The sequence below is a fragment of the Bifidobacterium sp. LH_512 genome, assembly GCF_056356435.1.
Genome location: NZ_JBKEUE010000001.1, coordinates 710,603 through 723,077 on the forward strand (window position 1 = coordinate 710,603; position 12,475 = coordinate 723,077).

General features: G+C 56.6%; 14 protein-coding genes. All 14 read left to right on the top strand.

The features are described 5' to 3' along the window. Positions 1-84: 84 nt before the first annotated feature. On the top strand, positions 85-639 hold the full coding sequence (gene frr / locus AC1AWD_RS03125; RefSeq protein WP_476563618.1) for a ribosome recycling factor: 555 nt from the start codon (positions 85-87) through the stop codon (positions 637-639). Positions 640-748: 109 nt separating this feature from the next. Next, the gene (locus AC1AWD_RS03130) at positions 749-1,750 is read left to right on the top strand and encodes a phosphatidate cytidylyltransferase (RefSeq protein WP_476563620.1); all 1,002 of its coding nucleotides are present in this window, start codon (positions 749-751) and stop codon (positions 1,748-1,750) included. Positions 1,751-1,790: 40 nt separating this feature from the next. After that, on the top strand, positions 1,791-2,990 hold the full coding sequence (gene rlmN, locus AC1AWD_RS03135; RefSeq protein WP_476563622.1) for a dual-specificity RNA methyltransferase RlmN: 1,200 nt from the start codon (positions 1,791-1,793) through the stop codon (positions 2,988-2,990). A 113-nt stretch (positions 2,991-3,103) separates the two neighbouring features. Next, on the top strand, positions 3,104-3,874 hold the full coding sequence (gene hisF, locus AC1AWD_RS03140; protein ID WP_476563624.1) for an imidazole glycerol phosphate synthase subunit HisF: 771 nt from the start codon (positions 3,104-3,106) through the stop codon (positions 3,872-3,874). Between the two features lie 21 nt (positions 3,875-3,895). Then, positions 3,896-4,282: a phosphoribosyl-AMP cyclohydrolase gene (gene hisI, locus AC1AWD_RS03145; RefSeq protein WP_476564562.1), complete on the top strand. Its 387-nt coding sequence runs from the start codon at positions 3,896-3,898 to the stop codon at positions 4,280-4,282. A 114-nt stretch (positions 4,283-4,396) separates the two neighbouring features. Beyond that, the gene (locus AC1AWD_RS03150; RefSeq protein WP_476563626.1) at positions 4,397-6,490 is read left to right on the top strand and encodes a bifunctional indole-3-glycerol phosphate synthase/tryptophan synthase subunit beta; all 2,094 of its coding nucleotides are present in this window, start codon (positions 4,397-4,399) and stop codon (positions 6,488-6,490) included. 25 nt (positions 6,491-6,515) lie between these two features. Then, positions 6,516-7,382: a tryptophan synthase subunit alpha gene (trpA, locus tag AC1AWD_RS03155; protein ID WP_476563630.1), complete on the top strand. Its 867-nt coding sequence runs from the start codon at positions 6,516-6,518 to the stop codon at positions 7,380-7,382. A 204-nt stretch (positions 7,383-7,586) separates the two neighbouring features. After that, positions 7,587-8,561 (top strand): prolipoprotein diacylglyceryl transferase, encoded by a 975-nt coding sequence (lgt, locus tag AC1AWD_RS03160; protein ID WP_476563631.1) that lies wholly within the window; start codon positions 7,587-7,589, stop codon positions 8,559-8,561. A gap of 33 nt (positions 8,562-8,594) precedes the next feature. Further along, positions 8,595-9,260, top strand: coding sequence for a ribulose-phosphate 3-epimerase (rpe, locus tag AC1AWD_RS03165; RefSeq protein ID WP_476563633.1), 666 nt, complete (start codon positions 8,595-8,597; stop codon positions 9,258-9,260). Positions 9,261-9,290: 30 nt separating this feature from the next. Beyond that, complete coding sequence (locus AC1AWD_RS03170; RefSeq protein ID WP_476563635.1) at positions 9,291-9,554, top strand: phosphoribosyl-ATP diphosphatase; 264 nt, start codon at positions 9,291-9,293, stop codon at positions 9,552-9,554. Between the two features lie 133 nt (positions 9,555-9,687). Beyond that, positions 9,688-10,539, top strand: coding sequence for an ATP phosphoribosyltransferase (hisG, locus tag AC1AWD_RS03175; protein WP_476563637.1), 852 nt, complete (start codon positions 9,688-9,690; stop codon positions 10,537-10,539). Positions 10,540-10,548: 9 nt separating this feature from the next. Continuing rightward, positions 10,549-11,178, top strand: coding sequence for a CDP-alcohol phosphatidyltransferase family protein (locus AC1AWD_RS03180; RefSeq protein ID WP_476563639.1), 630 nt, complete (start codon positions 10,549-10,551; stop codon positions 11,176-11,178). 181 nt (positions 11,179-11,359) lie between these two features. Further along, on the top strand, positions 11,360-12,136 hold the full coding sequence (locus AC1AWD_RS03185; protein WP_476564563.1) for a DUF881 domain-containing protein: 777 nt from the start codon (positions 11,360-11,362) through the stop codon (positions 12,134-12,136). Positions 12,137-12,140: 4 nt separating this feature from the next. Then, the gene (locus tag AC1AWD_RS03190; protein ID WP_476563641.1) at positions 12,141-12,473 is read left to right on the top strand and encodes a DUF1290 domain-containing protein; all 333 of its coding nucleotides are present in this window, start codon (positions 12,141-12,143) and stop codon (positions 12,471-12,473) included. Positions 12,474-12,475 lie beyond the last annotated feature (2 nt).

Below are 12,475 nucleotides of genomic sequence, written 5' to 3' on the forward strand. Positions count from 1 at the left end.
TATGGCCGTTGACGTATGTCAACCGCATTCAATGACGAATCAGTAAGTACAATTCAACCTAAACACCTATCAAAGGAGCAACCAATGGCGAATCTTGTAGATCAGGCCAAGGAGCAGATGGGCAAGACCATCGAATCGACGAAGGAAAACTTCTCGGGCATCCGCACCGGCCGTGCCAACCCGGCACTGCTGAACGGCATCACCGTGGATTACTACGGTGCCCCGACGCCGCTGAAAGCCGTTGCCACCATCGGTGTGCCGGAGCCGCGCACTCTGGCCATCACTCCGTTCGACGCATCCCAGGCTAACGCCGTCGAAAAGGCGCTGCGTGACTCCGATCTTGGCGCATCCCCGCGCCGCGACGGCAACGTGATTCGTCTGACCATGCCGGAGCTGACCGAGGAACGCCGCAAGGAATACGTCAAGCTTGCCAAGGGCAAGGCTGAAGATGGCAAGGTCGCTGTGCGCAACATTCGCCGCAAGGCCAAGGAAGGCATCGACAAGGCCGTCAAGGACGGCGAAATGGGAGAAGACGAAGGCGATCGTCTGCTCAAGGAACTCGACAAGATCACCAAGTCCACGACCGATGAACTCGACGCTCTGCTGGAAACCAAGCAGAAGGAGATCATGGAGGTCTGATCTCCATGGATGAATGCTGCGCCCGTCAAAATCTGACTTCATATGAGTTTGACGGGCGCAGTTATCATGTCGATTGCGAATTGCCACGTCGATTGCGGCTTGTGCATCAATGAAGGAGCGTGAATTGGAACAGCGCGGACAGCGTGAACGGGAAGCCGAGCAGACACTTGCCGACATCAATAAGAAAACCGGACGCAACATGCCTCAGGCCATCGCCACAGGAGCATTGCTTGTAGCGGTTATCGTGGCATGTCTGCTGATCAGCATCGACCTGTTCGTCCTGTTGATTGTCGCATTCATGATGTTGGCGCTGTGGGAGTTGCGCGTCGATTTCGCCACCGCCGGATTGCATATTCCGGTGGTCATGCTGTGGCTATGTTCCGCGGCCACATTGCTGATCACATACTATTCGCCGCATCATATCGTGGCGATGTCCGTATGCGTGCTGGTCTCCCTGCTGCTGGTCGCAATCGCAGCCAGCGCAAAGATCTCCATCGGCAGCCGTCTGAGCTTGGCCGTAGCCAACAAGCTGTCGTATACCGACGCCGGCGCACGATTGGAATCCTCCTTCAATCATGAGGAAGGCGAGCAGCATCACAGCCGTCTGAGCCATGTTGCGGTTTCAATGTTCACCGTGCTCTACATCGCTCTTTTGGCATCATGTTTGGTGATGCCTCTGACCTTCAACGGCCATCCTGTCGCCCACGCCATCATGCTGGTGTTCCTTCCCGCTTTAAGCGATACCGGCGGTCTGATCGCCGGCGCATGGCTGGGCAAGCATAAGCTTTCTCCCCGTATTTCCCCGAAGAAGTCAGTGGAAGGCCTAGTCGGTTCGATGCTGTTCGCCATGGTCGGCGCTTTTGTGATTTTCGCCTGCACATATGACTCCGCGCAATTCACGACCTATTGGTGGGCTCCGATCGCCATTGGCATAATGACCGGCGTCGTCGGTACATTCGGTGACCTGTGCGCTTCGATGCTGAAGCGCGATATCGGCATCAAAGATATGGGACACCTGCTTAAGGGCCATGGTGGCGTCATGGATCGCGTCGATTCCATCCTGCTGTCCGCGCCGTTCATCTGCGTGTTGTTGTGGGCCACCGGCCTGTGAAAACATCAAAACAACCAATTCATCTCATCGGAAAGAATCAATGAGCGAATTCAGATCAGTTGCTTCCAATGACTCCCCGGAAAGCGGCATCACACCGGGCGGCACTTCCGGCGCATTCCGTGACGTGCTGTCCAAAGACCACGCCCGTCGAGGCAAGCCTCCCGTTCATTTCGCCGATATGAGCGAAGCGGAACGCATCGAGCGTGCCGCAGAATTGGGTCTGCCGAAATTCCGCGTCAAGCAGTTAGCCAATCATTACTATGGTCATTTCGACGTCAACGCGGAAGAATTCACGGATTTCCCCGCAGCCAAGCGCACCGAAGCAGCCGGAGCGTTCTTTCCGACGCTGATTGAGGAAGTGACTCGGCAGGTCGCCGATCAGGGCACCACCATCAAAACACTGTGGCGACTGTTCGATGGGTCCCTTATCGAATCAGTGCTGATGCGGTACCCGACGCGCACCACATTGTGCATTTCCAGCCAGGTGGGCTGTGGCATGGGATGCCCGTTCTGCGCGACCGGCAAACTTGGCCTGACCCGCAACATGTCGGCTGGTGAAATCCTCGAGCAGGTGCGCGTCGCCGCGAAAATGATGCGTGACGGCGAAGTCGCAGGAGGGCCCGGCCGTTTGAGCAATATCGTGTTCATGGGCATGGGCGAGCCGATGGGCAATTACAAGTCCGTGCTTTCCGCCGTCCGCCAGATCAGCGCGATGCCGCCGGAAGGCTTCGGTATTTCAGCGCGCAACATCACCGTGTCGACCGTCGGTGTCGTGCCGGGCATCAAAAAGCTCACCGCAGAAGGCATTCCGGTCCGTCTGGCCGTGTCTCTTCACGCGCCGAGCGACGAACTGCGTGATGAGCTGGTGCCGATGAACAAGCGTTTCAACACCACACAGGTGTTGGATGCGGCGCATGATTACTTCCTCGCTTCCAAGCGTCGCGTCAGTATCGAATATGCGCTGATGCGCGGCATCAACGATCAGGCGGAACATGCCCGACTGTTGGCTAAAAGGCTGAATCATTACGGCGATAATTGGGCACATGTCAATCCGATTCCGCTCAACCCGATTGAAGGTTCAAAGTGGACGGCCTCCAAACCGGAGGACGAACGGCGTTTCCTTGAAATCCTGCATAATGCCGGCATTACCGCGACCTTGCGAGACACGCGCGGCCAAGACATCGATGGCGCCTGCGGCCAGTTGGCGGCAAAGGAGAAGCCGGTCCAGAATATGGACTGATCGCATGGCTTGCAGCTTCGCTCACGAACAATAAGCAACGGATACGCCCCCTGTATCAGGGAATGTGTCCGTTGATTTTTTATACGGTCGGTTTATACGGTCAGGAGGGAATCATGTCGCTGGCGGTGCGAGTCATACCGTGTCTTGATGTCGATGCGGGTCGTGTGGTCAAGGGTGTGCATTTCGAGAATCTGCGCGATGCCGGCGATCCGGTTGAATTGGCGCGCGAATATTACCGACAGGGCGCCGATGAGCTGACGTTTCTTGATGTGACCGCATCCAGCTCGCATCGTCGCACGATGGTGGACGTCGTGTCGCGTACCGCCGAGCAGGTGTTCATTCCGTTGACGGTCGGAGGCGGCGTGCGCACGCCGGAGGACGTCGATTCACTGCTGCGCTGCGGTGCCGACAAGGTTGGCGTGAATACCGCCGCAATCAATGATCCAACGCTGATCAGCCGCGTCGCTCAGCGCTTTGGCAATCAGGTGTTGGTGCTGTCTGTGGATGCTCGCCGCGAGCAGGGGGAGCGCCATACCGAATCCGGTTTTGAAGTGACTACCATGGGCGGCCGCAAGTCGACCGGCATTGATGCCATTTGGTGGGTGAAGCGCGCCGAAGAGTTGGGCGCGGGCGAGATTCTGCTCAATTCGATGGACGCTGACGGCACGCAGCAGGGATTCGATTTGGAAATGATTCGCGCGGTACGCCGTGAAGTGAAGATTCCGATCATCGCATCCGGCGGCGCCGGCAAGGCCGCTGATTTCCCGCCTGCGATTGAGGCTGGAGCGGATGCGGTATTGGCGGCGTCGATTTTCCATTACGGCAAGGTCACCATTGGTGAGGTGAAAGACACGATTCGCGCGGCGGGATACACCGTTCGCTGATACGAGATGGGGAAAGAAACCATGGTGACGGAACAATACGATAATTCCACGGTGTTGGACCCACGCATTGCGCAACGTTTGAAGCGTGACGGCATGGGATTGGTGGCCGCGGTAATCCAGCAGTACGATTCGAAGGACGTGCTGATGGTCGGCTATATGAATGATGAGGCGCTGCGCCGCACGTTGACGGAAGGCCGTGTGACCTTTTGGTCGCGTTCGCGTCAGGAATACTGGCGTAAAGGCGATACGTCCGGCCACTTTCAGTATGTGAAGTCGGTTTCGCTGGATTGCGACGGCGATGCGCTGCTGATTGAAGTCGATCAGGTTGGCGCCGCATGCCACACTGGCAAGTGGTCATGCTTCCTTGAAGGGGGGCCGTTGCCGGTTGTGGAAGGTTCCCGACCGTAATCGCATATTTCAAAAACGTGCCCACAATGTAGAATTCGTCCGCTTTGGGAGTATTTACGCGGCATACAGTGTTGGTGATCATATTCAACGATCACCAACTATTTGAGGAGAAATATGTCGGTATTGGACGAACTCGTAGCGGGTGTGCTGGAAGACCAGCAGGCCCGTGAACGCATCATGTCGCTCGATTCGCTCAAGCAGGCCGCTGCTGCGGCCCCTGCAGCGTTCGATGCGACGCGATGGCTTCGCCAGCCCGACAGTATTCCGGTAATAGCCGAAATCAAGCGCTCCTCTCCATCCAAGGGTCATCTTGCCGATATTCCAGACCCGGCAGGACTTGCCCGTGAATATGAGCAGGGCGGGGCCAGTGCGATTTCCGTGCTTACTGAAGGGCGTCGCTTTGGTGGAAGTCTCGACGATTTGGACGCAGTGCGTAAGGCTGTGCGGATTCCCGTATTGCGCAAGGATTTCATCGTTACCGAATATCAGATCTGGGAGGCCCGCGCCCACGGTGCCGATCTGGTCCTGCTGATCGTCGCTGCATTGGACGACGACAAGCTGCGCGGCCTGCTCGCTTTGACGCATCAACTCGGCATGCGCGCCCTTGTCGAAACGCATAATGCCGACGAAATCAAACGTGCCGTCGGTGTGGGTGCGCAAATCATCGGCATCAATGCGCGTGACTTGCGCACATTGGAAGTGGACACGGCAACATATCGCCAGCTGTGCGAAAGCCTGCCCGATAACGTCATCAAAGTCGCGGAATCCGGCATTTTCGGATCCGTTGAAATCGACGAATATGGCCGCGCAGGCGCAGATGCCGTGCTTGTCGGTGAAGGTGTGGCCACGTCTCGCGATCATGCTTTGGCCGTGCGACGTCTGGTTACGGCGGGTAAAACCGTTAAGGCATCCGAAAAAATGCCGCTTAGCGAACATGAAGGACCATATTTTGGCCGTTTCGGCGGACGCTATGTACCGGAAGCGCTTATCGGCGCTTTGGATGAATTGGAGCGCATCTACAACGAAGCGAAGTCCGATCCGGAATTCCACAAGGAACTCGACCGTCTGAACCGCCAGTATGTCGGCCGTCAATCCCCATTGACCGAAGCCCCGCGTTTCGCTCAGCGACTGGCTGATAAAACCGGAATCCTTCCGCGTGTATTTTTGAAGCGCGAAGATCTCAACCATACCGGCGCACACAAAATCAATAATGCGTTGGGCCAGGCGCTGCTCGTCAAGCGCATGGGCAAAACACGCGTCATCGCGGAAACTGGAGCCGGACAACATGGCGTCGCCACTGCGACCGTATGCGCAATGATGGGTCTCAAATGCCGTATTTACATGGGGCAGGTCGACGCTCGTCGTCAAGCCCTGAACGTGGCACGCATGCGCATGCTCGGCGCCGAAGTCGTGGAAGTGACGCTTGGCGACCGCATCCTGAAGGACGCCATCAACGAGGCGTTGCGCGACTGGGTCACTAATGTCGCCGACACGCATTATCTGCTTGGCACAGTTGCGGGTCCTCATCCGTTTCCGTCCATGGTTCGCGATTTTCAGAAGATTATCGGCGAAGAGGCGAAACAACAGCTTAAGGATTGGTACGGCATCGACCATCCGGATGCGGTGTGCGCATGCGTCGGCGGCGGCTCCAATGCCATCGGCGTGATGAACGCCTTCTTGGACGATGAACGCGTGAACTTGTATGGCTATGAGGCCGGAGGCCACGGTCCGGAAAGCGGGCGTCACGCGATTCGCTTCGCGCCGGGAACCGGCGAGCTCGGCCTGTTCCAAGGTACGAAGAGCTACCTGTTGGAAAACGAAGAAGGCCAGACCCTTGACACGTATTCGATTTCCGCAGGTCTCGATTATGCTTCCGTCGGTCCCGAACACGCATGGCTGAAGGAAATGGGGCGCGTCCAATATTCGTGGGCCACCGACGAGGAGGCCATGTCGGCATTCAAGGACCTGTGCGAAACAGAAGGCATCATTCCCGCCATCGAAAGCTCTCACGCCCTGGCTGGCGCCTATAAGGCCTGTGCCGATTTGAAGGCGAAAGGCTACGAGCATCCGGTGATGATCATCAACGTCTCCGGTCGTGGCGATAAAGACATGAACACTGCAGGCAAGTGGTTCGGATATCTGACCGACGAGCAGGCGGCGGCATTGGACGCCAACGGCGCGCCCGGCAACGAAACCAGCGGACGATAAGCAAAGCGGGAAAAGGACGAATCACATGAACGATGCAATGACGAACCGCGGCAATCATGCAGGCAATGGCATGGAAGGCCACACAGGAACGATGTTCTCCCGCCTCAAGGCGGGAAACAGGCCCGCTTTCATCGGATACCTGCCGTACGGATTCCCCGATCCCGAATCTTCCGCCGACGCGCTGACCACTATGGTCAGGCATGGCGTGGATATGGTGGAAATCGGTCTGCCATACTCCGATCCGGTTATGGATGGTCCCGTCATCCAGGCGGCTTCGCAGATTGCGCTGAATGCGGGGGAGAAGATCGCAGGCGTGTTCAACGCGGTGGAAGCGGTGGCCGGAGCCGGCGGTGTTCCGCTGATCATGAGCTATTGGAATCTGATCTACCATTACGGCGTTGACCGTTTCGCACGTGATTTCTCCAATGCCGGCGGCGCAGGTCTGATCACGCCTGATCTGGTTCCTGATGAAGCTGGCGAATGGATTGAGGCTTCCGACCGCTACGGTTTGGATCGTGTTTTCCTGGTCTCTCCGGACTCCACGAATGAGCGTCTTTCAATCGTCGCGCGCAACGCACGTGGATTCGTCTACGCGGCGGCACGCATGGGCGTCACCGGCGAACGTGATGACATCGGCACCTCGCCGGAAACGCTGGTCGCTCGCACGCGCAGCGCAGGAGCCGGGAACGTATGCGTCGGTATCGGCGTTTCCACACCGGAGCAGGGCGCAATCGTCGGGCGCTATGCCGACGGCGTCATCGTCGGATCGGCATTGGTGCATACGCTGCTCGACGACACCGGTCGTGGCACGTTGCCGCTGAAGGCGGGGCTGTCGGCGTTGGCGGTAAAAACCGAACAGATTGCCGAAGGCGTCCATAACGCGCGTCGCTGAATCAGCCGTATCGCAACAATCACGACGAATCCGATAACCGAATAATCCAAAACGTTGTTGGATGGCATATATGACGCCTGTATATGCGAAATCATATGAACAATCGCATATACGGGCGGTCAATGCTGCCTCAATCGTTTTTACAGGCATACTATGCCAGCAAAAGCCGGATTTCTCGGAGTGAAGGCTATAGGATAAGGAATCATGACACTTGCATCTATTCCGTCGCCGCCGATTTCGCTGTTCACCATCGGCCCGCTGACGATTCACATCTACGCGTTATGCATTCTGGCCGGCATCATTGTGGCCGTATGGATAGTGAATACGAGGTGGACGCGATTTGGCGGCGACTTCGATCAGATTCTCGACGTCACGCTGATTTCCGTGCCGGTCGGCATCATTGGCGCGCGCGTGTACCACATCGTCACCACGCCGGAACGATTCTTCGGTCCGAACGGTGACTGGGTGGAAATGTTCCGCATCTGGAACGGCGGCCTTGGCATTTGGGGCGGCATCGTCTTCGGTGCGGTGGCCGCATGGCTGTGGTGCCGTCATAAGCATTATCCGATGGCGTTGCTGGCTGACGCGATCGCGCCGGCGTTGCTGGTCGCGCAGGCCATCGGGCGATTGGGCAACTGGTTCAATCGCGAGTTGTACGGTGCGGTCACGACGCTGCCGTGGGGCCTGAGGATCGACGGCAGCGGCGCGTTGTACCATCCGACGTTCCTGTATGAGCTGATTTGGAATTTGATTGGCGCCGCGTTGCTGGTGTGGGCCGGACGCAGAACCGTGAACGTCCTGAAAGCCGGATCTCTGTTCACCATGTATGTGATGTGGTATACGGCCGGGCGCACCTGGATCGAAGCGCTGCGCATCGATTACGCGCATACGTTCCTTGGCGTTCGCGTGAATGTTTGGGTCTCCATCGTCGTATTCGTGCTCGGCATCATTGCCTTCATCGCAGTTCAGCGTATGGGGCGTATGACCGACGAACTTACTGTGATGCTGCGCGAGGTGACCGCTCATGAAGTGGCCGCTCAATCCGCATCCGAACACGATGATAATGGTGTCGTGGTCGATGCCGTATCCGGTGAATCGGATGCTTCGGATGCCGGTTCGCCCGCCGAAAAGGGTGAACAATCCGTTCCGATGGGTGAAATTCCAGCCCAACAAGCCTGATTCAAGTCGCTTACCTTCCATAGAATGAAAACCATGACTATTCAAATCGCACCTAGCATTCTGTCCGCTGATTTCTGCAACCTCGAGCGTGATCTCAAGGCCATCGCCAACGCCGACCTAGTTCATGTTGATGTGATGGACCACCATTTCGTCCCGAACCTGACTTTGGGCGAACCGATCGTCAAGCGCATTTGCGAAGTCACCGATCTGCCGGTGGACGTTCATCTGATGATCGAGGATCCGGATCGTTGGGCTCCGGAATATGCCAAGCTGGGCGCCGCCTCTGTCAGCTTCCATATGGGCGCCACCCACGCTCCGGTGCGTCTGGCACGCCAGCTGCGAGACATGGGCTGCAAGGCATGCTTCGCCGTTCGCCCGGCAGAACCGGTCGAACCGATTTTCGACATCCTTGACGAGTTCGACATGGTCCTGATCATGACCGTCGAACCGGGCTTCGGCGGCCAGAAGTTCCTCGGCAATCAGATGGCCAAGGTCCGTCGTCTTCGTGATGAAATCACCCGTCGTGGCCTGAACACGAAGATTCAGGTGGATGGCGGCGTCAGCCCGTCCACGGCGCACATCGTCGCCGAAGCGGGCGCCGACGTGCTGGTCGCCGGTTCCGCCGTGTACGGCGCAGAGAATCCGGCTGAAGCCATCGACTACATCCGTAACGAGGCCCAGGCTGCATTCAAGGCCTGATCGTCCAAGTCGAAAGGACCCGTCTTAACTATGAAGACGTTTGAATCGCTGTTCGCTGAACTGAGCGAGAAGGCCGCTTCCCGCCCGGAAGGCTCACTGACCGTCGGCGAATTGGACAAGGGAACGCATTTCATCGGCAAGAAAATCGTCGAAGAAGCCGGGGAAACCTGGATTGCGGCGGAATATGAAGGGGCCGAGCGCACCGCCGAGGAAATGAGCCAGCTGATCTACCACTTGCAGGTCATGATGATTGACCGTGGCATCACGCTGGAAGACATCTATAAGAACCTGTAACACCGGATTGCTGCATCTGCGGTACCGGATGTGCGCTGCGCGCGAAGCATTGCTGGAACGTTTTCCGCGAAACGTCGTCGCAGTGTTTTGCGCGCAGCATATGCATGTTCGGAATCCGGCTTGAGGAGGAATCATGTTGAGAATCGCTGTGCCCAATAAGGGCATGCTGTCCGAACCCGCTTGGAACATGCTGTCCGAAGCGGGTTATCGTCTGCGCAGCAATCCGCGTCAGCTTGTTGTGGAAGATCCCGACAATGATGTGGAACTGTTCTACCTGCGCCCGATCGATATTGCGGTCTATGTCGGCTGCGGCACGATCGATGTCGGCATCACCGGCCACGATCTGCTGCTGAATTCCGGCACTGACGCGCAGGAGCATATGCAGCTCGGCTTCGGCGCGTCGACTTTCCGTTTCGCCGCTCCGAATGATTCTCCTATCAATTCCCTGGCCGATATCGAAGGCAAGCGCGTCGCCACGTCGTTCGACAAGCTGGTTCATGATTATCTGGTCGCCCAAGGCATCAACGCTGAAACCATTCATCTGGATGGTGCCGTCGAATCCTCCGTGCAGCTGGGTGTTGCCGATCTGATCGCCGATGTGGTGTCGACCGGCACGACGTTGCGCAATGCTGGACTTCGTGTTTTCGGCGATCCGATCGTTCATTCCGAGGCTGTGCTGATCCGTTCCCCGCGTTTGTCTGAAGATGACGAGCGTCTGACGATTCTGAGCCGTCGCCTTCAGGGCGTGTTGACCGCGCAGCGCTATGTGCTGATGGATTTCGACATTCCGGTCGACAAGGTTTCCGCCGCCGTCGCGGTGACTCCCGGCTTTGAAAGCCCGACGATTTCTCCGCTGCATGACAAGCAGTGGTCTGCTGTGCGTGTGATGGTGCCGAAGGCGAAGGTCAATCAGCTTATGGATGAACTCTATGAGGTTGGCGCACGCGGTATTATTGTCACTGCATTGCAGGCTTCTCGAATTTGATGTGAGGGTATGAACGAACGGGTGATGGGTAGCCAAGAGCGTCAGAAGTACAGTCCGGAAGCTCGGGATGTGTTGTTTACCGTTCCGAACGTCATTAGTTTGCTTCGTATTGTGTCGATTCCGGTGATTGCCGTGCTGATTGCCCGGCATGAAATGGTGTCGGCTCTGGTGCTGTTGGCGATTTCCGCTGCTTCGGATGGTATTGATGGCATCATCGCCCGTACGTTCAACCAGGTCAGTAAGATCGGACAGATTCTCGATCCGGTTGCCGATCGTCTGCTGATTTTCTGCAGTATTCTCGCATTGGGCTGTGCCGGCATCATTCCTTGGTGGGTGTTGATTGTCGTCGGCCTTCGTGATTTGATTATGGCGGTGTTGGTGCTGATGCTCGCTCAACATGATTACGGCCCGCTGCCCGTGCATTTTGTCGGTAAGACAGGCACGGCATTGTTGATGGCGGCGATTGTCGTGATGATTTTCGCCGACATCAAAGATAATCCTGCGTCGCAATTGTTGAATTATTTTGGCATCGCCACTTGTATTTGGGGCATTGTTCTGTATTGGCTTGCGGGATACATTTATATGCGGCAGGGCTTTTCCTTGATTGCCGCGGATAGGCGCTTCGCCAATGGTCGATGAGCCGTCCGTACGTAATGTCTTTCCTGTGCAGCAGGAGAATATGCCGGCGAAACGTCGCGCGGTGTTTTCTCATTCCTTTGCGGGACTTGGCTCGCATCATGCTCCTGCGCAGGGCAGCATTGGCGTGGCCCGTCCTCATCGTAGGAGAATCGATGATGATTCGCTTCGTCTGATTGATGATTTGACGAATCGTCCGATGGATATGCTGTATACGGATGCGCGTTTGCTGCAGCGTCCTGTGTCGCCGGTTTCATTGTGGGCGACACGTATTATCGTTTTTCTGATTTGTATTGCAGTCGGTTGGGCCGGCTCTCTTTTTGTAAGGCAGCTGAGTACGGATCCTCGACGTGAGGTGCGTGAGCAGCTTGTCAGCCAGTTGGAGGGCGAGGTTTCGCAGGCACAGACCTTGACTGAAACGGTGAATGGTTTGCGTTCCGATGTTGAAACGCGTTCGAAGAATCTGAGTGATTCGTTTGATAGCTCGGCGTTGACGGCTGATGAAATGGCGAACGGTCAGCTTCCTGTTGAAGGACCTGGCATCGTGTTGACTGTGGCCGATCCTTTGAGCGCCGCCATTGAGGGGACGAACGGTTCATCATCGAGCAATGAGATTCGTGTGGTGAAGGACACGGATTTGCAGATGTTGGTATCTCTGTTGTGGCGTTCGGGTGCGGAGGCGATTTCGGTGAATGGATATCGTCTTGGCGTGCAGACCTCGATTCGCACGGCCGGTTCGTCGATTCTGGTCGGTGTCAACGCGATTCAAAGTCCATATCGCATCGAAGCGATTGGCGATCAGAACATGCTGGCGGATCAGATGGACGAAGATTCGCTGCCTGACTTGTATGCGTCTTTCTCTGAAGCTGGCATTTATCCGCGGATAGCGAAGTCGAATTCCATTACACTGGAAGCGGCGGTGCTTGGTAATATCAGTTATGCGACGAGAGAAGGGGAGTGATCGAATGGCGGCGATTTTGGGCCTTATTATCGGCATTGTCATCGGCGTGTTCGTGCAGCCCGATATTCCTGTTGAATTACAGCCTTATCTACCGATTATGGTCGTCGCCGCGCTGGATGCGTTGCTGGGTGCGGCACGTGCGTATTTCCAGCGCAGCTTTTCCGATAAGGTGTTTGTGATTTCGTTCTTTTCGAATGTCATCACCGCGACGCTGTTGGTGCTGTTGGGCAACCAGTTGGGTGTGGGCTCTCAGTTGCAGACGGCCGTCATCGTCGTGCTGGGCATTCGTATCTTCTCGAATGTTTCCGCTATCAGACGTTTTATTTTCAAGGGCTAGTC

Coding starts and splice junctions, on each gene's coding strand:
- AC1AWD_RS03130 (WP_476563620.1), top strand. CDS start 749: ATGAAGGAGCGTGAATTGGAACAGCGCGGACAGCGTGAACGGGAAGCC.
- AC1AWD_RS03170 (WP_476563635.1), top strand. CDS start 9,291: ATGAAGACGTTTGAATCGCTGTTCGCTGAACTGAGCGAGAAGGCCGCT.
- hisI (WP_476564562.1), top strand. CDS start 3,896: ATGGTGACGGAACAATACGATAATTCCACGGTGTTGGACCCACGCATT.
- lgt (WP_476563631.1), top strand. CDS start 7,587: ATGACACTTGCATCTATTCCGTCGCCGCCGATTTCGCTGTTCACCATC.
- trpA (WP_476563630.1), top strand. CDS start 6,516: ATGAACGATGCAATGACGAACCGCGGCAATCATGCAGGCAATGGCATG.
- AC1AWD_RS03150 (WP_476563626.1), top strand. CDS start 4,397: ATGTCGGTATTGGACGAACTCGTAGCGGGTGTGCTGGAAGACCAGCAG.
- hisF (WP_476563624.1), top strand. CDS start 3,104: ATGTCGCTGGCGGTGCGAGTCATACCGTGTCTTGATGTCGATGCGGGT.
- AC1AWD_RS03180 (WP_476563639.1), top strand. CDS start 10,549: ATGAACGAACGGGTGATGGGTAGCCAAGAGCGTCAGAAGTACAGTCCG.
- frr (WP_476563618.1), top strand. CDS start 85: ATGGCGAATCTTGTAGATCAGGCCAAGGAGCAGATGGGCAAGACCATC.
- AC1AWD_RS03190 (WP_476563641.1), top strand. CDS start 12,141: ATGGCGGCGATTTTGGGCCTTATTATCGGCATTGTCATCGGCGTGTTC.
- rlmN (WP_476563622.1), top strand. CDS start 1,791: ATGAGCGAATTCAGATCAGTTGCTTCCAATGACTCCCCGGAAAGCGGC.
- rpe (WP_476563633.1), top strand. CDS start 8,595: ATGACTATTCAAATCGCACCTAGCATTCTGTCCGCTGATTTCTGCAAC.
- hisG (WP_476563637.1), top strand. CDS start 9,688: ATGTTGAGAATCGCTGTGCCCAATAAGGGCATGCTGTCCGAACCCGCT.